Source organism: Rhodothermales bacterium (assembly GCA_041391505.1).
GTDB lineage: Bacteria > Bacteroidota > Rhodothermia > Rhodothermales > JAHQVL01 > JAWKNW01.
Window position 1 is genome coordinate 46,237 of sequence record JAWKNW010000017.1, and the last position, 18,568, is coordinate 64,804.

Below are 18,568 nucleotides of genomic sequence, written 5' to 3' on the forward strand. Positions count from 1 at the left end.
CCTTACAGGCTGCCCCGGAGGCCTGTGCGGGGGAAGAGATTACGCGGCGCCTGCGGCGCGCCCGACGGATGAACCGGGAGCGGACGGCCGGACGCTTTCCATCCGGCTCCGTACCCTGTTTCCTGCGGCCCGCTGGCGCGACAGAACCGGCGTGCGGCAGGCTCTTTTTTCCATGTTGTTATCGCTCACACCATGTCCGGCCTGTGGAAACCGATCGTCCTGTGCGCCGGCCTCCTTATCGGGGGAGCCGGGGGGCCAGCAGGTGTCGCCCGCGCGCAGTCGATGGAGGATATCAGGTTGGTTGTGGCGAGCGAGGCCGAAGCCGGCCGCGTTTATGCGCTGCGCGGGTTTGTGCCGGCCTGGACGGTCGACGGCCTCCCGACGGCCCTGGCCGACTCGGCCCTGGCCCTGCTGGCGGCGGCCGGCGAGGAAGGCATCGTGCCGACCCGCATCGGCTTCGACGAACTGGTGCGTACGCGCGTGCTCACCGACATCGCCCCGCTGTCGCCGGCCTGGGCGGCCCGGTTCGATGTCGGCCTGACGGCCGCGCTGCTGCGCTACGGCGCGATGCTCAGGCGAGGCGTCGTGGCGCCGGGACTGTTGCATCCGGGATGGCGGCTCCGGGAAGACGTGTCCGACCTGCCCGAGGCGCTCGACGAAGCGGTGCGGTATCACCGCGTCAGGACGTTTGTGGAGCGGGCTGCGCCACGCGATATGGCGTATCGGCGGCTAAAACAGGCCCTGGCGCGGCTCGCGCGCATCGATCGGGAAGGCGGCTGGCCGGCGTTGCCGGACGGGGCGCCGCTCGAACCGGGCGATGCGCGACCGGAGGTCGCCGTCCTCCGCCAGCAGCTGGCCGTCATGGGCGATCTGCCGGGGGGATCGAACGGATCGAACGTCTACGATTCGACGCTGGCGCTCGCCGTGCGGCGCTTTCAGAGCCGGCATGGGCTCGTCCCCGACGCCGTCGTCGGGCAAGCGACCCGGAATGCCCTGAACGTGACCGCCCACGGCCGGCTGCACCAGGTCGCGCTCAACATGGAGCGGCTCCGCTGGATGCCGGCGTCGGACAGCGTCTCGATCGTCGTCAATATTGCCGGATGCCGGCTCGATGTCGTGGAGGATGGGCGTTCCGTGCTGTCGATGCCGGTGATCGTGGGGGCGGCCGACACGCATACGCCCGTGTTCGACGCCGTCCTGACCGGCGTCACGCTGGCCCCGTACTGGTACGCGCCGGTCAGCATCGCGGAAAAAGAAATCCTGCCGGCCGCGCAGCTCGATTCCACGTACCTGACGCGCCATCACATGCAGATTCTGCCATCCGGCACGATCCGTCAGGATCCGGGACCAACCAATCCGCTGGGCCGCGTCAAGTTCACCGTTTCCAATCCGTTCGACATCGGATTGCACGACACGCCGGAGCGCCGGCTCTTCGGGTCGGAACGCTGCACCTTCAGTCATGGCTGCGTGCGTCTCGGCAATCCGATGGACCTGGCGGCGTACGTGCTCGCCGGCGACAGCACGTGGACGCCGGCCCGCATCGCGTCGACCATCGCCGCGTGGGTCGAGACGCCGATCGCGCTGCGCCGGCCGATCCCCCTGCGTGTCGTGTATCTCACCGCCTGGGTCGACGGCGAAGGCGTGCTTCACTTCCGGGAGGATCGCTACGGCCACGACGCGACGCTCGAGCGATTTATGGATACGCCTTGACCCCGGCCGTCGGCCTTTCCCTCACACGGCGTCCGGTGCGCATCCCGCAGGGAGTTCGGTTTCGGACCGTATGCCGATCAGGGTGGGCGCTCGTACCCTTAACCAGGGCGCGTCGGAGATCCGGCGCGCCGGTTTGCACTGACCTGGGTGAATACGATGGAACACGCTATGAAAGATACCCGTCGAAAAGGCACGGTGGGCCAACGCGAACGCTTCAAGGATGAGCGCCACGATGTGTACCTCGAACGAAAGAAGTGGCCGGAGCCGACATCCTGCGGCACCTGCGGTGCCGTGTATCAGGGTGGGCGCTGGACGTGGTCGTCGTCGCCGGCGGGCGGCAATGTCATCACTTGCCCCGCCTGCCAGCGCATCGCGGATAACTATCCTGCCGGGTTCGTCGAACTGCAGGGGCCGTTTTTCGCGGCACACCGCGACGAAATCCGCGGCCTCATCGACCATATCGAGGAGAACGAAAAGGGCGAACATCCGCTCGAACGCGTCATGCGCATCGAAGACGCGCCCGATCGCGTCCTCATCGAAACCACCGGCATCCATCTCGCCCGCCGCATCGGCACGGCGCTCGAACGCGCCTACGAAGGCCACCTCACCTTCAAGTTCGGCGACGGCATGCATACGATTCGGGTGACCTGGGAACGGTAGGCGATCCCGTTCCGGGTTCGCCGTTCCAGGTCTGAGGTTCAAGGTTCGAGGGGATGTGCGGGCGCCTGCGAACCTCTAAACCTTTAACCGCCTCCGGCTCGCCCGGAGGCCATCCCCATGCATCTACACGTACTCGCATGCGACCTCGACGGCACGCTGGCGGAGGACGGTGTCGTCTCCCGGGAAACCTGGGGCCAGCTGCGCCGGGCCCGCCGGGCCGGCATCGCGCTGGTGCTCGTCACGGGCCGGCGCCTGGAGACGTTCGCCGAAAACGGACCCTTCGCGGAACTGTTTGAAGCGATCGTCGCGGAGGATGGGGCGGCGATCTATTTCCCGCGCAACGACTCGGTGTTGATGCCGTTCGGGCGTGTCGAGCCGGCGCTGATACAGCGGCTCGAGGCCCGGGGCATCCCCATCGAGCGGGGCATGGCCATCGTCGCCACCTGGACGCCCCACGACCGGGTCGTGCTGGATGTGCTGCGCGAGACAGGCGGCGCCGCGACCGTCGAATACAACAAGGGCGCCGTCATGATTCTGCCGCCCGGCGCCACGAAAGGCACCGGGTTGCTGACGGCGCTGCACGAACTCGGCTACTCGATCCGCAACGTCCTCGCCTGCGGCGACGCCGAGAACGACCGTAGCCTGTTTGAGGTGGCCGAGATGGCCATTGCCGTCGACAATGCGACACCCGAGATCAAGCAGATCGCCGACATCGTATTGCCCTATCGGGATGGGGAAGCGGTGCGGGCGGTCATCGACTTCCTGCTCGACGGGTCGTTTCCCCCGCACGCGCTACGCCGCGACCGGCGCCTTCTCCTCGGGCACAGCCTGTCGGATCAACCGGTGCACCTCGACCCGTTCCAGCTGCTGGATTTCAACCTCGGCATCGTGGGGTCGAGCGCCAGCGGCAAGTCGTGGCTCGCCGGCCTGCTGACGGAGGAACTGCTGCGCCTCGGGTACCAGGTCTGCGTGATCGACCCCGAAGGCGACTACCGCGGGTTGCGCGCCTTCCCGCATACCCTGGCGCTCGGCGGCGCCGGCAGCGCGCTGCCGCCGGTGGAGGATCTCGTGACGCTGTCGACGTACTCCAACGTCAGTCTGATTCTGGACCTCTCCGCCTACGGCATCGAGGAGCGCGCCGCGTATGTGTCCAGCCTCATGCCGGCGCTGCTCGCGCTGCGCGCGCGTCGCGGCCGGCCGCACTGGTTTCTGATCGACGAGATCCACAACTTCTGCCCCTCCGGAGGTGGATCCCTGTCGGGCCCCATGTGCCAGGGCATGCAGGCCGGCGGCTTCGGGCTCGTCGGTTTCCGCCCCAGCCAGGTCGAGCCCGCCGTCCTCGACGCGATCGACAACTGGCTGTTGACCCGCACCATGCTCCCGGAGGAACTCGGCGTACTGGAAGAACGGCTCACGGCGGCCGGCATCGACGACGTGGCCGGCCAGCTCGCCACGCTGCCGGTCGGCCAGGCGTACCTGCTGTCCGGCGCGGAAGGCGGCGGCATGCCGCGTGCGGAGATCGTCTCCTTCAAACGCATGCGTCGCATCGTGCCGCATGTCCGGCATCTTCAGAAATACCTGCGCGCCCCGCTGCCGGAGGCCAAGCGGTTTTACTTCTCGGCGCCGGGTTCGTATCGTGGTCCGAGGGTGGCGTCGAACCTGTGGGAGTTTCGGGAGGCGGTGCAACACGTACCCTTCGGCACGCTGGACTATCACCTCCATCGGGGCGATTTTGATCGGTGGACGAAGGACGTCTTGCACGACGAGGAACTCGCCCGGCGGCTCCGTAAGCTCGCCCGCCGGCCCGAAAGCCAAAAGACCCTCCGCGAGGCGCTCGTCGCCACCGTCGCGGATCGGTATGAAGAGCTGGAGAGTCTGATTTGAAGCCGGCGCCCCGGCGCTGCCCGCACGGGCGTTTCCCCGCCCCGGAAACCCGCTCCCTGCCCACGTAGAACCTCCGCCCGTCGTGTCCGATCGATCGTCTTCCCCCGTTCCGCAGCCCGAGACGCCCTGGGCGTCGCCGGCCGAGGCGGTCGTGCAGGCATTGGGGGTGGATGCTGCGCAGGGACTCTCCGACACCGAGGCCGCGGCGCGGCTGGCGACGCATGGGCCGAATCGCCTGACCGCCCACAAGAAGCGGCGAGGGTGGGCCATTCTGGTAGACCAGTTCAAGAGCCTGATCGTCGGGCTGCTGGCGGTGGCGGCGGTGGTGGCCTACGCGTTTGGCGAGGTGCTGGAGGGCGGCGCGGTGGTGGTCGTGATCGCGCTCAATACCGCCATCGGATTCTTTACCGAGTTGCGCGCTGTCCGCTCGATGGAGGCGCTGTTCGCGCTCGGCATGGTCACGACCCGCGTCCGTCGCGAGGGGCACACCGCGAATGTGCCGGCGGACGAGCTCGTTCCGGGCGATCTGGTCCTGCTGGAAGGCGGCGACGTGGTGACGGCCGACCTGCGGATCGTGGAAGCGTCCAAGCTCCAGGCCGATGAGTCGGCGCTGACAGGCGAGAGCGTGCCGGTCGGCAAGGCGCCCGCGGCGGTGGACGCCGGCGCACCGCTCGCGGAGCGTCGATCCATGCTCTACAAAGGCACCTCCATCACCCGGGGCTCGGGGCTGGCCGTCGTGACGGCGACAGGGATGGACACTGAACTCGGCGTCATCACGCAGCTGGTTGCGGAGGCGGAGGAGGAGGCCACGCCGCTGGAAAAGAGGCTGGCGCTGCTGGCGCGCAAGCTCATCTGGGTTACCCTCGGCATCACGGTTTTCGTGACGGCGGCCGGCATCGTGATGGGCAAGCCGCTGTTGCTGATGATCGAGACCGGCCTCGCCCTGGCCGTCGCCGCCATCCCCGAAGGCCTGCCCGTCGTGGCGACGATCGCGCTCGCCCGGGGGCTGCGCCGGATGGCGCGCCGGAATGCGCTCGTCAACCGGCTCTCGTCCGTCGAAACCCTCGGCGCCACCGGCGTCATCTGCACCGACAAGACGGGCACCCTCACCGAAAACCGGATGACGCTCACGCGGATCGCGCTCGCCTCCGGCGAGATCGATCTCGACCGCGAGGAGGGAACGAGCCCGGCCGGCGCGCTGCGGGTCGCGCTGGAGATCGGCGTCCTGTGCAACAACGCCTCTGTGGGCGACGCCGGCGAACACACCGGCGATCCGCTCGAGGTGGCGCTGCTCCAGGCCGGCCGGCGCGCCGGCATCCGGCGCGATCGCCTCGTCGAGGAGTGGCCGGAAGTCCGGGAAGAAGCCTTTGACCCGGAGGTCAAAATGATGGCGACGGTTCACGAGCGCGACGGCCGCATCCGAGTCGCCGTGAAGGGTGCGCCCGAGGCGGTCCTGGCGGCATCAACGCAGGTCCTCGGGGACGAGGGGCCGTCGCCGATGGATGACGCGGCGCGGGCGCGCTGGGAGGCGCGCAACGAGGCGATGGCGTCCGCCGGCTTTCGCATCCTGGCCGTCGCGCAGCGGGAAGGGGGAAGCCGGGACGACGCGCCGTACCGGGATCTGGTGCTGGTGGGGCTCCTCGGGCTGGCCGATCCGCCCAGAACCGACGTCCGTGAAGCGCTGGAGGCCTGCCGGAACGCCGGCATCGAGGTCGTGATGGTCACCGGCGATCAGCCGGTCACGGCCCAGGGTATCGGCGCGGCGGTGGGGCTGGCGGGCCCCGACGCGGAAGTGATCCACGGGGCGGACATGCCCGCGATGGAGGGGATGGACCCTGCCGACCGCGCGCGGATGCTCGACGCGCGGCTCTTCGCCCGCGTCAGTCCGAAGCAGAAGCTCGACCTGATCGAGCTGCACCAGCGCGCCGGCCGGATCGTGGCGATGACCGGCGACGGCGTCAACGACGCGCCGGCGTTGAAGAAAGCAGACATCGGCATCGCGATGGGCAAGCGCGGCACCCAGGTGGCGCAGGAGGCCGCCGGCATGGTCCTTAAAGACGACGCGTTTTCGACCATCGTCGCGGCCATCGAAGAGGGCCGAGCCATCTTCGAGAACATCCGCAAGTTTGTCCGCTACCTGCTTTCGTGCAACGTGAGCGAGGTGATGGTCGTCGGCCTCGCCGCGCTGGTCGGCGGCACGCTGCCGGTGCTTCCGCTCCAGATCCTGTTCCTGAACCTCGTCACCGACGTCTTTCCGGCGCTCGCGCTCGGCCTCGGCGCCGGCGCCGCGCACCTCATGCGCCGTCCGCCGCGGGATGCCGCCGAACCGGTGCTGGGCCGACGCGACTGGCAGGCGATCGCCTTTTATGGCGTCGCGTTTACGGCGGCGGTCATCGGCGCGCTCGAGATCGGGCTTCGGGCGCTGCATCTGAGCGAGCGCGAGGCCGTCACCCTCTCGTTCCTTACCCTGGCGTTCTCGCAGCTGTGGCACGTCTTCAACATGCGCGAGATCGGCACCCGCATGCTGCGCAACGAAGTGACGGAGAATGGTTACGTCTGGGCGGCGCTGGCGCTCTGCACGGCGATCACCCTCGCCGCCGTGTACGTGCCCGGTCTGGCGCGCGTGCTCCAGGTGCAGCCCCCGACGCTCGCCGGCTGGGGGGTGGTGCTGGCGATGAGCGCGGTGCCGCTGGCGGCGGGCTGGGTGTGGCATTTCGCCGGCCGGCGTGTCATATCCCGCCCTACAGCCGATTCAGGGTGAATAGCAGCAAACGGTAGGGTCGGCGCTCTCGACTTCAGCACGTTCGGCGCCGCAATTTCAGAGCGTGGCTGCCGGTTCAGGCAGCTCGAAAAAAAGACCTGATGAGGTACGCCCATGTCGGTCAAAAAACTCGAAAAGCGCGTCTGGAAATCCTACTTCAATAGCCTTTCCAAACCGTACATGCACAAGGAACGGACGGATTACGCCGAGATCCGGGTCTTCTCCAACGATATCGGCGCACAGCCCGAAACCCAGTGGCTGCCGCTCGAAGGCATCACGTACGACGACAGGGACGATCTGCTCGAAGTGATGGTCGAGCACCTGGATCACCTGGTCTTCCATCCGGAAGAGATTTATGTCGACGAGACGACGGATGGCCACGTGATGACGCTCGAAATCGTCCGCAAGGACGGCGTAAAAGAGATCATCGAACTGCGTTGATCGCGAGCGCCACGGTCCCCACGGCGTCGGATGACACGTTTCCTCGCCACACGGAACTCAGAATCCCGGATTTCGAGCCTGGGCCCCCGACCGTTCGGAGGCAAGGGCGTGACTCCGGGGAGCATGGAACGATGAAATCGAAACCTGCCCAATCCCTCCCTCATGCGGGTCTCTGGCTCGCGATCGCGTTGATGACCTTTACGGGATGTGCCCGCCGGGAGGCGCTCGACGCGAAGGGGACCGACTTCCTCGCCAGCGGTCAGGACACGTACGCCGCCCACTGCGCGAGTTGCCACGGGGCGGATGCACGCGGCAACGGGCCGGCCTCCAACCTGCTCGAAAAGCCGGCGCCTCCGCTCACCATGCTGCGTGAAAAGTACAATGGCCATTTTCCGGTCGACGAACTGTACAGCATGATCGAGGGCAACGACAAGGTGGGCGCTCACGGCACCCGTCAGATGCCGGTCTGGGGCAACATCTGGAGCGAAAAGGATGGAACGCCCATCCGTCGCGAAATCGTGGATCGCCGCATCAATGAGTTGATCGAATATTTGCGGTCGGTTCAAACCGAGTAGAGGTACGCATCATGAAACGTCTGCACGCACGCAATAGCTTGCGGCGGTCGTCGGTGTTGATCGTCGCGTTGTGCCTGCTTGTCTTGCCGTCAAGCCGGGCGCAAGATTGGGAAGCGGATGAAGGGGTCATCGTTCGCGTCAATGGCGACCTGGTCGTGCCGGCCGGCGAACGCGAAGCCGTTGCCCTGGTGATCGAAGGAAACGCGCGGGTCTCGGGCGAGGCGGAGCTGGTGGTCGTGGTGAACGGAACGGCGGAACTGACCGGAGCGCGCATCGGGGAACTGGTGGTGGTTCAGGGCGAGGCCATGCTCGACGATGCGAGCGAGGTGACGGGCAACGTGCACCTCGTCAACGCCGAGCTCACGCGCGCCGACGGGGCCACGATCCAGGGCGAGGTGTTGCACGATACCGGGACGCGCCTGGGCCGGGGGCTGCTGATCTTCGGCCTGCTGTTCGCCATGGGGTCCGTCATCACCGTGCTCGCCTGCGGGCTGGTGGCGGCGGCCATCGCGCCGAGGGGTGTCCGCACCGCCGGCGCGGCGCTGACGGATACGTTCGGGACCACGCTCGTTGCCACACTGATCGTCTGGGTCGGGCTGCCGATTTTTGCGGCCGCGATGATCGGTACGGTCGTGGGCATTCCCATCGGACTCGGCATCTTTCTTTTCATCCTGCCGGCGATGGGGTTCCTGGGGTATCTGGTTTCCGGTATCCGGCTGGGCGACTACGTGCTCGGCGTGATCCGGGGCCGGGACGAGGCGTGGCATCCCTATCTGGCCGCGCTCGTCGGACTGGTGATCCTGCTCTTTCTGGGCACCGTCCCCATCCTGGGCTCGATCGTGTCCCCGATCGCGGCGATGCTCGGCGCCGGGGCCATCGGGGTGCTGGCCTGGCGGCAGGTCCGCCGGCCGCGCGAGGCTGAGGTGGCGGCGTAAAACCGCGGGTAGCAGCTCTCGCGTACGCGGGAGGCCAGCTCTCGCGAAAGCGGGAGGCCAGCTCTCGCGAAAGCGGGAGGCTAGCTCTCGGTTTGTCAGAAACAGAAACGGCTTCCGCACTGAAGCGAAAGCCGTTTTTGATGTCGGGGTGGCGGGATTCGAACCCACGACCTCTTCGTCCCGAACGAAGCGCGCTACCGGGCTGCGCCACACCCCGTAAAGTCCGCATGATACTAACTCATGCGCAGCGGGTTTCGTCAAGATTCAGCGACTTGCAGAGCGGCGCGAACGCGGGTCGAGAGCCGGCGTTTTGGGGCTTTTTGGGGCCGTCATCACCCGCCGGCAACCGTGTGCGCGTCAGGCGAACACGCCGTACATCTCCTCGATCGTGCTTTTGAACTCCGTCTCGATGACCTTGCGTTTCAGCTTGAGCGTCGGCGTCATCATCCCGTTTTCGACGGTAAAGGGCTCGGCGATGAAGCGGAAGTCGCGTATTTTTTCGTGCGCCGCGGACGTTTTTGAGTAGGTTTTGAAGGTCTCGACGTAGAGTTTCTTGATGGCCTCGTTGGCGAGCAGCTCGGCTTCGTTCGCATACGCGATGCCCTGCTCGCGGGCATAAGCCTTCAGGTAGTCGATCGCCGGCACCACCAGCGCCGTCAGGTATTCGCGGCCCTCGCCGATGACCATCACCTGATCGATCAGCGGATCGGTCTTGAACTGTTCCTCGATGGGGCCGGGGTAGATGTTCTTGCCGCCGGCGGACACGATCATGTGCTTGATGCGGTCGGTGATCATGAGGTAGCCATCGACGAATTTGCCGACATCCCCCGTGTGGTACCAGCCGTCCGCGTCGATGGCTTCGGCCGTGGCTTCGGGGTTGTTCCAGTAGCCCTTCATGATGTTGGGCCCTTTCGCCACGATCTCGCCTTCTTCCGTGCTCAGCGAGGACGGGTAGTCCTGCCCGGAGAGCTGCCCGATGATTTCGCCGGTGCCAATCCGCTGGATGCCCACGGTAACATCGGGGATGACCTGCCCGACGGTGCCGTAGCGGGGCTCCCGGTACGGGTTGGCCGTCAGCACGGGCGACGTTTCGGTGAGGCCGTAGCCTTCGATGATGTTCACGCCGGCGGCCATGAAGAATTCGCCGATCGCCTTCGGCAGCGCCGCGCCGCCGGAGACGGCGAAGCGCAGGTTGCCGCCGAGCTTTTCGTGCAGGCGCGCAAAGACGAGCTTGTGCCCGAGCGCCTGCTGGAGTTTGAGGATGGGGCCAACCCGGCCCTTTTGATTGCGCGCGACGGCGGCCTTCTTGCCGGCGGCGATGGACCAGTTGAAGATCTTTTTCTTGAGCGAAGAGCCTTCCTCGACCTGTTTCGCGATGAGGTTGTACATCTTTTCGAAGAGCCGGGGCACCGAGATCATGATCGTCGGCTTCACGTCGCCCAGGTTGCGGCTCACCGAGTCGATGCTCTCGGCATAGGTGATCTTCGCGCCGGCGGCCACGATGGCCGTGTAGCCGGCCGTCCGCTCGAACGAGTGGCACAGGGGGAGGAACGAGAGGTGGTGGTCGTCGGGCCCGAACGGCACGTGGTTGAGGGCGCTCATCGCGTTCGAGCACAGGTTGCGATGCGTCAGCATCACTCCCTTGGGGTTGCCGGTCGTGCCGCTCGTGTAGATCAGCGCGCTCAGATCGTCCGCCGTAACCGCCTCGTGGAGGGTGGCCAGCTCCTCTTTGTGCGTCGCCCAGTAGGCCTTGCCTTCGGCCATCGCGGCGTCCCACCCGCGCACATAGGGCGGATGATCCGCGCGCATGTCGCTCATGGTCACGACCTCGGCCAGGTCCGGGCAGTGCTCGAACGCCTCCTCGGCCTTGCGCAGCTGGATGGCCGTCGACACGAAAAACATCGTGGCGCCGGAGTCCTTGAGGATATAGGTCACCTGCGACGCCGGCAGCGAGGTATACAGCGATACGTTGACGCCGCCGATGTAATGCGTCGCCATGTCGATGATGGCCCATTCCGGTCGGTTTTCGGCCAGAATCGCCACGCGATCGCCCTTGCGCACGCCCCGGCTGTGCAGATAGCCGGCCATCGCTTCCACCATCTCGTGGAGCGATTCCCACGAGATGTCGGTCCACTGCTTGGTTTTTCGGTCCATATACCGCAGCGCCGTGCGGTTCTGACCGGCATAAAAACGGGTAACGCGGTCGAATAGCTGCGAGAGCGTTTCGAATTCAACGATGGCAGACATGAGAGGAGTCTCCGTTGGTCGATAGCGGGCCGGCGCGAAACCGCTTCCGGCAGCGAGGGGTGCGCCGGAACGGGATGGCCGAAAACCAGAGATGAATCTACACCCGGGCCTTTCTAAAGGCAATTCATCCGGGCGGCAGGAGTTCCGCTCAGGCGGCAACGGTTTCGAGGACGTCCTCGGTGATCGGGTTGGCCGGCATGGCGCTGTCGACGCCGATCGCGTCGCGGAGGTGGGCATACCCGTCCTGCTTCAGCAGGCGCACCAGACCCCGTTTGATCTTTTTCACCACCCCGGGCCCCCGGTACACGAGTCCGGTATACAGCTGGACGAGCGAGGCGCCGGCGCGGATGTTCGCGTACGCGGTTTCGGGCGAGTCGATGCCGCCGACGGCGATGATGGGGATGCTGCCGCCGGTTTTGAGGTACAGGTACTGGACGAGCCGCGTGGTCCGCGGCGTGAGCGGCGCTCCGCTCAGGCCCCCGCCGCCGATGCGCTCCAGCTCCGCCGGCGCCGTGCGCAGCCCATCGCGGTCCGGCGCGGTGTTGTTGGCGATGAGCCCCTCCACGCCGCATTCGATCGCCACGGCGATCGTCTCCTCGATCGCGCTGTCATACACGACGTGCCGCGAGAAGGTAGGCGACAGCTTGACGAGGATGGGGATGCGGAGCCGCATCTCGTCGCGGTCCGCCATGATCGCCGTCAGCAGCGTCCGCAGCGATTCGGGGTCCTCGAACGTCTTGCCCTCCCGCGTGTTGGGGCACGAGATGTTGAGGACGATGTAATGCGCCAGGTTGGCGAGGAGCCGGAAGCTGTGCCTGAAATCGACGATCGCGCCGCTGCCCAGGATGTCGGGATCGTGTGTCTTGACGATGTTGATGCCCAGCGGAGGGAGGGATTCGAGCGGCAGCTTCTTGAGCCGGCGCGCGATCTCTTCCGCGCCGTCGTTGTTCAGCCCCATCCGGTTGATGAGGGCGCGGTCCGCCGGCAGCCGGAAGGCGCGCGGACGCGGGTTGCCCTCGCAGGCGCGGGCGCTTACCGACCCGACCTCCGTGAACCCGAATCCGACCTTCGACCAGAAACGAACCAGGTGCGCGTTTTTGTCGAAGCCGGCGGCGAGCCCGACCGGATTCGGAAAACTTCGGCCCCAGAGCGTCTGCTCCAGCATCGGATGCTCGAAGTTGAAGAGCGGCTTGACGAGCGAAGGACTGATGGATTGCGCCAGACGCGCCGCTCCGGTGCCCAGCAGGTGCGCGACCTCCGGGTCGATCCGAAACAAAAGCGGACGGAATAAGGCGTACATCTAGTAAGGATAAGGAGATGGTCGAATCGGGGCCGCACGTAGGCGCGCTTCGGGAGCCGGCGCCATCGGGATCCGGCGCGCGTAGGGGTGTGCGCGTCCGAAAGGATGCACTGGATAAGTCTATACGAAAAAACCCTCGCGCGAAAGTTGCGCGAGGGTTTTTCTCTAAAAACCAACTGGAGCCCTCTCAATTACAGGGCAAACACGTTCGGCTCCGTGTGTACGATTACCCTGTCTTGACTACCAGCCCGGGATCAACTGGAACCCGAAGTGGGCGCCTTTCTCCGGACGCTGGAAGGGGTAAGCGTAGAAGATTTCGAGCACGATATACCCGAACAGGTTGAAGCGGCTCGAAACGCCGGCGCTGAATACCGGCACGCGGCGCGAAACGGTCGCGTCCAGCTGTTGCTGATTGCCCTGGTCGTCGGTGATGAGGAAGGTTTCGGTGGAGCGGCCTTCCGACCACTGGAGCAGGTCGAAGAACCGGTCGGTGCTGTTCCACGCGAGGCCGGCGTCGGCGAAAAGGGTGATCTCCGTCGGCAAATACGGGAAATTGATCAGGCCGAAGTCGCTGGCCCCCAGCAACGGCGTACGCAGCTCCGCGCTGGCGAGCGCGATGCGCGTTCCGAAGAGCCGGCTCGTCTCGCCACAGTTGCCCGTGATCGAGACATCGCCGTTGCGCGTCGTCTGCAGTTCCGGCGTGCACTCGTCGGGTTCGAAGTTGTTGAAGTTGTAGCCGCGAACGAAGCCGATGTAGTTCGGATACCCCAGATACTGCCGCGTGAAGATGCTCGAGTTCAGGGTGCCCGTCCCGGTCTGCGTGCTCTCGTTGGCGCCGTAGTTGCCGATATGGAGCCCGCGGACGGCGAACGTGAACGGCTTGGCGAGGAAGTAGCGCCGGAAGTCGCCCATGACGCGCACGTAGTTGTCGCTGCCGAGGTTGGGCGATACCGAGAAACGGAACCGACCGCCGCGCACCGGCGACGTAAACCCGAACGACGAGTTGTCGCCGACGAACGCGGCGCCGCTCTGGAAGAAATACACCGGATCGCTCTCCTGGTCGTTGAGCTGGATCCGCTCGCCCTGCACCAGACCGCCCGCCGTAGCGACGTAGCGGCGGATTTCGATGTCTTCGGCATACCGGGTGAAGCCGCCGCTGAGTTCAAAACGCCGCGTCGTCGAGAGGGGGTAGTTGCCGAGGAGGTCGACCTGGTCGATAAAGATGCGCTGCAGTACCTGGTCGTACGTCGGAACGCCGCCCACGATGTTGCCGCTGCCGTCGTAGATCGGGTCGAAGCCCTGCTGGATGTAGCCGAAGAGCAGCGGGATGTGGCCGGCGGCGGCGCCGTAATTGAAGCGGTTCTTCTGGTTCAGGTACGAGACCTGGCCGCCGATGTCCTTGAACGTGCCGTTGGCCTGGGCGACGACCGTCAGGTTGTGGTTGCCCAGCATGTCGCTGAAGAAGAACCCGACGCCGCCGGCGACGCCGCCGCCGAACGGTCCGCCCACCGCTACGCCGACGGACGGGGGCGCGACGAAGTCGAGCCGCAGCCGTGCCCCGTAATCCTTCACGTCGTATTCCGGATTCAACGGCAGCCCCGTCGTCGGATCGCTCAGGTAGCTGCCGACGAGGCCTTCATCGACGCCGCGCTGTGGCGGCAGGATGCCGGCGATCGGGTACGAGGTTTCGCCGTCGAGGCTGGTGATCACCTGATCTGAATATTCCGGATTTTCGCTGATCGCCATCAGCGGCTGCACCGGCACGCCTACCGTCTCCGACGCTTCCAGCGCATAGACGGGATATTCGCCATCGGTGAAGACGGTGAACATCATCCGGCCGCTTTGGGCCGCGACCGACATGGCCGGCGAGAGCGCCGTGATGCCGCTCACCCCGGTCTGCAGATGCGTGATCCGGAACGTGTCGCCCGTCCGCAGATGGTAGCGGTAGATGTCCTTGAAACCGTCCTGATCCGAGATGAAGAAGAGGCTCTGGCCGTCCGGCGAAAACTGCGGGTTGTGGTGCAGCGCGTTCTTGAACGGCACGATCGTATCGATCTCGCCGGACTCGACGTCGACCATCCCGATCCGCATCTTGCCGTAGGAGAGCGTCTCGAAGTCGGTGCCGCCCTCGCCGCGGTCGGTGATGAAGGCGATTTTGGCGCCGTCCGGCGACCATGTCGGCTGCATGTCCGCGAACCGGTCGTCGGTGAGCTGCCGCACGGAGGTGGTCTCGAGGTCGAGCAGGTAGAGGTCGCTGATGCCGCCCTGGATGCCGGAGAACGCGATGGTGGTGCCGTCCGGCGACCAGGCGGTGTTCTGCATGGCGCCTACGTTCGCCACCGTGATCCGGCGTTCGACCTTGCCGGAATCGATGTCGAGGATCTGGATCTGGTTATCGCCCTCGGCGAAGACGATGAAGGCGAACTTCTTGCCGTCGGGCGACCAGGAGCCGGCCGAGCTGATGAAGCGGATGTTGTCGAAGTGCGAGTCATACGGGCCGTTCTTCAGCCGCTGGATGACTTCCCCCGTTTCCGCGTTCGCGATAAAGAGGTTGATGTTGAACAGGTCGCGCTCGGAGATGAAGGCGACATAGCGTCCGTCCGGGCTGGCCGTGGGCGCGAGGTTGATGCGGCCGCCGTCGCCATCCTTGTCGAGAACGCGCCGGCCCGCCGAATCCGCCGGCGTGCGGTCCGCCACCAGCGGCAGATAGGTGTCCTTGACGGCCTGGATCCATTCCTTGGACAGCGAGTCGGCCTGGATGCCGAGGGCATAGACAAAGGCCGAGTCGAGCCCCGCGCGGCCGCCAAGCTTGAAGAGGCTGGTCACGGCCGTGTCGCCGTATTTGCCGCCGATGTAGGCCATGTAGGCCTGCCCGTAGCGGTAGGGGAAATATTTATGCGGCTCGCGGGTCAGCTGGTCGGCGGTGGGCAGGTCGTCGTTCATCGCCGCATCGCGTAGCCACATGGCGGTGTGCGAATCCTCGCGTCCGACGGAAAGATATTCCGCCGTGCCCTCGATGATCCAGAGCGGAAAGACGCCGAGCGCGAAGCGGGTGCTGTCGGTCGAGGAGAGCCCGATGTCGTACTGGAAGGAGTGGACGAGCTCATGGCCGAGCACGTGGTCCGTCTCGCTGTAGATACCCGTCAAGGGCATCACGACGCGTTCCTTGAGCGATTCGGTGACGCCGCCCGTGCCCTCGCCGAGCTGGCCGCCGATGGCGTTGGTCTGATGGAAATCCGCGTCGTTGGCGTAGAAAATCAGCGGCTTCTTTTCGTGGAACTCGCGCAGGAACGTCCGCGAATGGCGCTGATACCAGCGTTCAGCCATCATCGCGACATCGCGGATGGCCTCTTCGGTCTCGTCGTAGAAATAGATTTCGAAGTGCTCGGTCTCGAAGACCTTGAACTTGAATTTGTCGTACTGAACCTTGTTTTTGCCAAAATATTGGCCCTCGGCCGGCATGGCGAGCAGGCTCAGACCGATCAGTAGAACGGCAAAAACGGACAAACGACCACGTGTGCGCATGATTTCCAGGTCAATTGGCTGCGAGAGCGTCGATGATGGTATCAGGTGCTTCGATAACCCGTTGAGGCTGACGGACGCCGGTTGCGGCGGGTCCGGTGTGATGATAATACCGATGAGCTCCGGCAAATACCTAACATGCAACCTCGAACCGGAGCGCCGATGTACAGGAAGGCGCGGCTGCCCACGGCCATGCGCACCGCCCAACGGGCTTATAGGCTCCAGGTTCAGGGTGTTAGGTTCAAGGATGGTTGGCCTTGAGCCTGAAGCCTTTGAGGCTCCGGGCAAACCCGGGCCTGAGCCTTAATCGATAAACCTGGAGCGGCAAAAACGTTCATCCCGCGGATTCAACGCGTTTGCACGTAGTACATGATCACATGACGGAGGTTGCATCGAGGACGTTCCCCATTTTTGCAATAAACGTGCCGCCGGCCGGGCAAAGGTAGTGCACCGCAACCGCTCCGGATGACCATGCAGGAGGCGCCGGCGCCCGGCGCCGGGGCTACAGCGTCCGGAGGCGTCCCGGTCCGGCGTCTCGTGTCGCCAACGCCTGTTTAATCGACCTCCGGGATCGCCAAAATATTCCCCGTCCGCCTCGCGCGCCATGCAAAAAGAAAAGGATGTGCTGAGGCACCTTTTTCGGTTCGTGCGGTATTCGAATAGCGATACACGTCGCCGGCCGCTAAGCGGCTCCTACCCCTTCCGCCTGGTCCTATGGAAGAACATCGCCTTCGCGTGCGCATCATCGTGGGCAGCATGCTGCTCATGCTGCTCGTGCTCGGCATCCGTCTGGCGCAGCTCCAGCTGGTCGATGCCAACGCCTATTCCGGCGAGACGCAGAGCATCGCGGTGCGCGAAAAGCGGGTGATCCCGGCGCGCGGCGCAATCATGGACCGGAACGGACTGCTGATGGTGGATAACGAATTCACCTACACCATCACGATCACGCCCCGTTTCTTCGACGAATCCCAGATCGGTCTGCTCGCCGAGCTGCTCGGCGTGCCGGATTCCACCGTCCAGAACAGGCTCCGCGAGGCCCGCGCCTGGAGCGCCTTCCGCCCGAGCCCGGCCTTCCGTGAGGTGCCCTTCGAAGTCTTCAGCCGGCTCCAGGAAAATGCGCACCGGCTGCCGGGAGTCTGGTACGACGAAGAGCAGAAACGCCGCTACCTCACGCCGGCGCACGCAACGCACGTCCTCGGCTATACCCGCGAAATCACCCGCACCGAACTCGAGCGCCGAATCAACAGCGACTACCGCCAGGGCGACCTCATCGGTAAATCGGGGCTGGAAAAGAGCTACGAGCCCATGCTGCGCGGCGATCTGGGGAGCGAACTCAAGCTGGTCAACGTCCACGGCCTGGAAGTCGGCGGCTTCCGGGAGGGCGCGGCCGATCTCCATCCGACGAGCGGGTACGACCTCCACCTGGCCCTCGACAGCCGGCTTCAGGCCTTCGCCGAATCGCTCTTCGTGAACAAACGCGGCGCGGTCGTCGCGCTCGACCCGAACAACGGCGAGATCCTCTCCATGGTCAGCATGCCCGACCTCGACCCCGACGTCTTCGCCCGGTCCATGAGCGCCGCCGAGTGGCAGGGGCTCACCGCCAGCGAATCGACGCCGCTCTTCAACCGGGCCACGATGAGCATGATGCCGCCGGGGTCCACCTGGAAGCCGTTCATGGCGCTCATGGCCCTGCAGGAGGGGCTGATCACGCCCGACCAGAAGGTGTATTGCGCCGGCGGACACCCGATCGGGCGCGGCCTCCGGTTCAAGTGCCTCGGCGTGCACGGCTATGTGGATGTGAGCACCGCCATCCTGAAGTCGTGCAATACGTTCTTTTTCGAGATGATGCGCCGCGCCGACGTCAACACGTTCCGCCGGTACGCCAACGAATTCGGCTTCGGCACCCTCGTGCCCTCCGACATCGCCGAGCAGACGGTCGGGCTCATCCCGGACTCCGCCTACTACAACCGGGTGTATCCCCGCGGATGGACGGTCGGGTACTCGATGAACCTCGGCATCGGCCAGGGCGACATGGGCGTCACGGCGATGCAACTGGCCCGGTACGCCGCGACCCTCGCGACGCGCGGCACCGTGCCGGTTCCGCATCTGGTGCGCTACCTCCATCATCCGGAAACCGACAGCACCATCGTGCCGCCGCTCGAACCGACCCATCGCGTCCCGGTGGACAGCGCCTATTTTGATATCGTTCGGAACAGCATGCACCAGTTGATGGAGATCGGGTCGGGGCTTTATTTCAAGATCCCGGGGATCTCCAGCGCCGGCAAAACCGGCACGGCGCAGGCGCCGGGCGACCAGAAGTCGCACTCCCTCTTCATCATGTTCGCCCCGTTCGACGCCCCGAAGATCGCCATCGCCGTGATCGTCGAAAACGCCGGCGCCGGCGCCACCCAGGCCGGCCCCATCGCGAGCCTGATGGCGGAGCACTACCTCAAGGGTCGCGTGACGCCCTCGCCCGGCCGGCGCTGGCTGATGCAGCGCCTGGTCAACGACCTGCACAGCGAAGACCTCTGAC

General features: G+C 65.6%; 11 protein-coding genes and 1 tRNA gene. 8 read left to right on the plus strand and 4 right to left on the minus strand.

Translation table 11 applies throughout. The annotated features are described in order from the left end of the window. Positions 1–192 precede the first annotated feature (192 nt). The 7 genes from R2834_15910 to R2834_15940 all read left to right on the plus strand — a co-directional run bounded on the left by R2834_15910 (position 193) and on the right by R2834_15940 (position 8,966). Entirely contained in the window at positions 193–1,710 is a 1,518-nt protein-coding gene (locus R2834_15910) for a L,D-transpeptidase family protein (protein ID MEZ4701824.1), read from the plus strand. A gap of 168 nt (positions 1,711–1,878) precedes the next feature. Beyond that, on the plus strand, positions 1,879–2,370 hold the full coding sequence (locus tag R2834_15915; protein MEZ4701825.1) for a BCAM0308 family protein: 492 nt from the start codon (positions 1,879–1,881) through the stop codon (positions 2,368–2,370). Positions 2,371–2,487: 117 nt separating this feature from the next. Beyond that, a complete protein-coding gene (locus R2834_15920) occupies positions 2,488–4,254 on the plus strand; it encodes a DUF5752 family protein (protein ID MEZ4701826.1) in 1,767 nt (588 codons plus the stop codon). 82 nt (positions 4,255–4,336) lie between these two features. Further along, a complete protein-coding gene (locus R2834_15925; GenBank protein MEZ4701827.1) occupies positions 4,337–7,015 on the plus strand; it encodes a cation-transporting P-type ATPase in 2,679 nt (892 codons plus the stop codon). A 114-nt stretch (positions 7,016–7,129) separates the two neighbouring features. Further along, on the plus strand, positions 7,130–7,456 hold the full coding sequence (locus R2834_15930) for a DUF5335 family protein (GenBank protein ID MEZ4701828.1): 327 nt from the start codon (positions 7,130–7,132) through the stop codon (positions 7,454–7,456). 131 nt (positions 7,457–7,587) lie between these two features. After that, entirely contained in the window at positions 7,588–8,031 is a 444-nt protein-coding gene (locus R2834_15935; GenBank protein ID MEZ4701829.1) for a cytochrome c, read from the plus strand. Positions 8,032–8,042: 11 nt separating this feature from the next. After that, positions 8,043–8,966, plus strand: coding sequence for a hypothetical protein (locus R2834_15940; GenBank protein ID MEZ4701830.1), 924 nt, complete (start codon positions 8,043–8,045; stop codon positions 8,964–8,966). Between the two features lie 143 nt (positions 8,967–9,109). Here R2834_15940 and R2834_15945 read toward each other — a convergent pair. The 4 genes from R2834_15945 to R2834_15960 all read right to left on the minus strand — a co-directional run bounded on the left by R2834_15945 (position 9,110) and on the right by R2834_15960 (position 16,038). Then, positions 9,110–9,183 (minus strand) — tRNA-Pro (locus R2834_15945). 140 nt (positions 9,184–9,323) lie between these two features. Then, positions 9,324–11,213: a long-chain fatty acid--CoA ligase gene (locus tag R2834_15950; GenBank protein MEZ4701831.1), complete on the minus strand. Its 1,890-nt coding sequence runs from the start codon at positions 11,211–11,213 to the stop codon at positions 9,324–9,326. A 148-nt stretch (positions 11,214–11,361) separates the two neighbouring features. Beyond that, a complete protein-coding gene (locus R2834_15955; protein MEZ4701832.1) occupies positions 11,362–12,513 on the minus strand; it encodes a quinone-dependent dihydroorotate dehydrogenase in 1,152 nt (383 codons plus the stop codon). A 240-nt stretch (positions 12,514–12,753) separates the two neighbouring features. After that, positions 12,754–16,038, minus strand: coding sequence for a peptidase S9 (locus tag R2834_15960; protein ID MEZ4701833.1), 3,285 nt, complete (start codon positions 16,036–16,038; stop codon positions 12,754–12,756). A gap of 711 nt (positions 16,039–16,749) precedes the next feature. On the opposite strand from R2834_15960, the gene mrdA reads away from it, so the two are divergent. Continuing rightward, on the plus strand, positions 16,750–18,567 hold the full coding sequence (gene mrdA, locus R2834_15965) for a penicillin-binding protein 2 (protein MEZ4701834.1): 1,818 nt from the start codon (positions 16,750–16,752) through the stop codon (positions 18,565–18,567). Position 18,568 lies beyond the last annotated feature (1 nt).

Bases quoted from the DNA above. Each gene is read 5' to 3' on its own strand.
- R2834_15950 (MEZ4701831.1), bottom strand. From the start codon at position 11,213: ATGTCTGCCATCGTTGAATTCGAAACGCTCTCGCAGCTATTCGACCGC.
- R2834_15910 (MEZ4701824.1), top strand. From the start codon at position 193: ATGTCCGGCCTGTGGAAACCGATCGTCCTGTGCGCCGGCCTCCTTATC.
- R2834_15915 (MEZ4701825.1), top strand. From the start codon at position 1,879: ATGAAAGATACCCGTCGAAAAGGCACGGTGGGCCAACGCGAACGCTTC.
- R2834_15960 (MEZ4701833.1), bottom strand. From the start codon at position 16,038: ATGCGCACACGTGGTCGTTTGTCCGTTTTTGCCGTTCTACTGATCGGT.
- R2834_15920 (MEZ4701826.1), top strand. From the start codon at position 2,488: ATGCATCTACACGTACTCGCATGCGACCTCGACGGCACGCTGGCGGAG.
- R2834_15930 (MEZ4701828.1), top strand. From the start codon at position 7,130: ATGTCGGTCAAAAAACTCGAAAAGCGCGTCTGGAAATCCTACTTCAAT.
- R2834_15940 (MEZ4701830.1), top strand. From the start codon at position 8,043: ATGAAACGTCTGCACGCACGCAATAGCTTGCGGCGGTCGTCGGTGTTG.
- R2834_15935 (MEZ4701829.1), top strand. From the start codon at position 7,588: ATGAAATCGAAACCTGCCCAATCCCTCCCTCATGCGGGTCTCTGGCTC.
- mrdA (MEZ4701834.1), top strand. From the start codon at position 16,750: ATGGAAGAACATCGCCTTCGCGTGCGCATCATCGTGGGCAGCATGCTG.
- R2834_15955 (MEZ4701832.1), bottom strand. From the start codon at position 12,513: ATGTACGCCTTATTCCGTCCGCTTTTGTTTCGGATCGACCCGGAGGTC.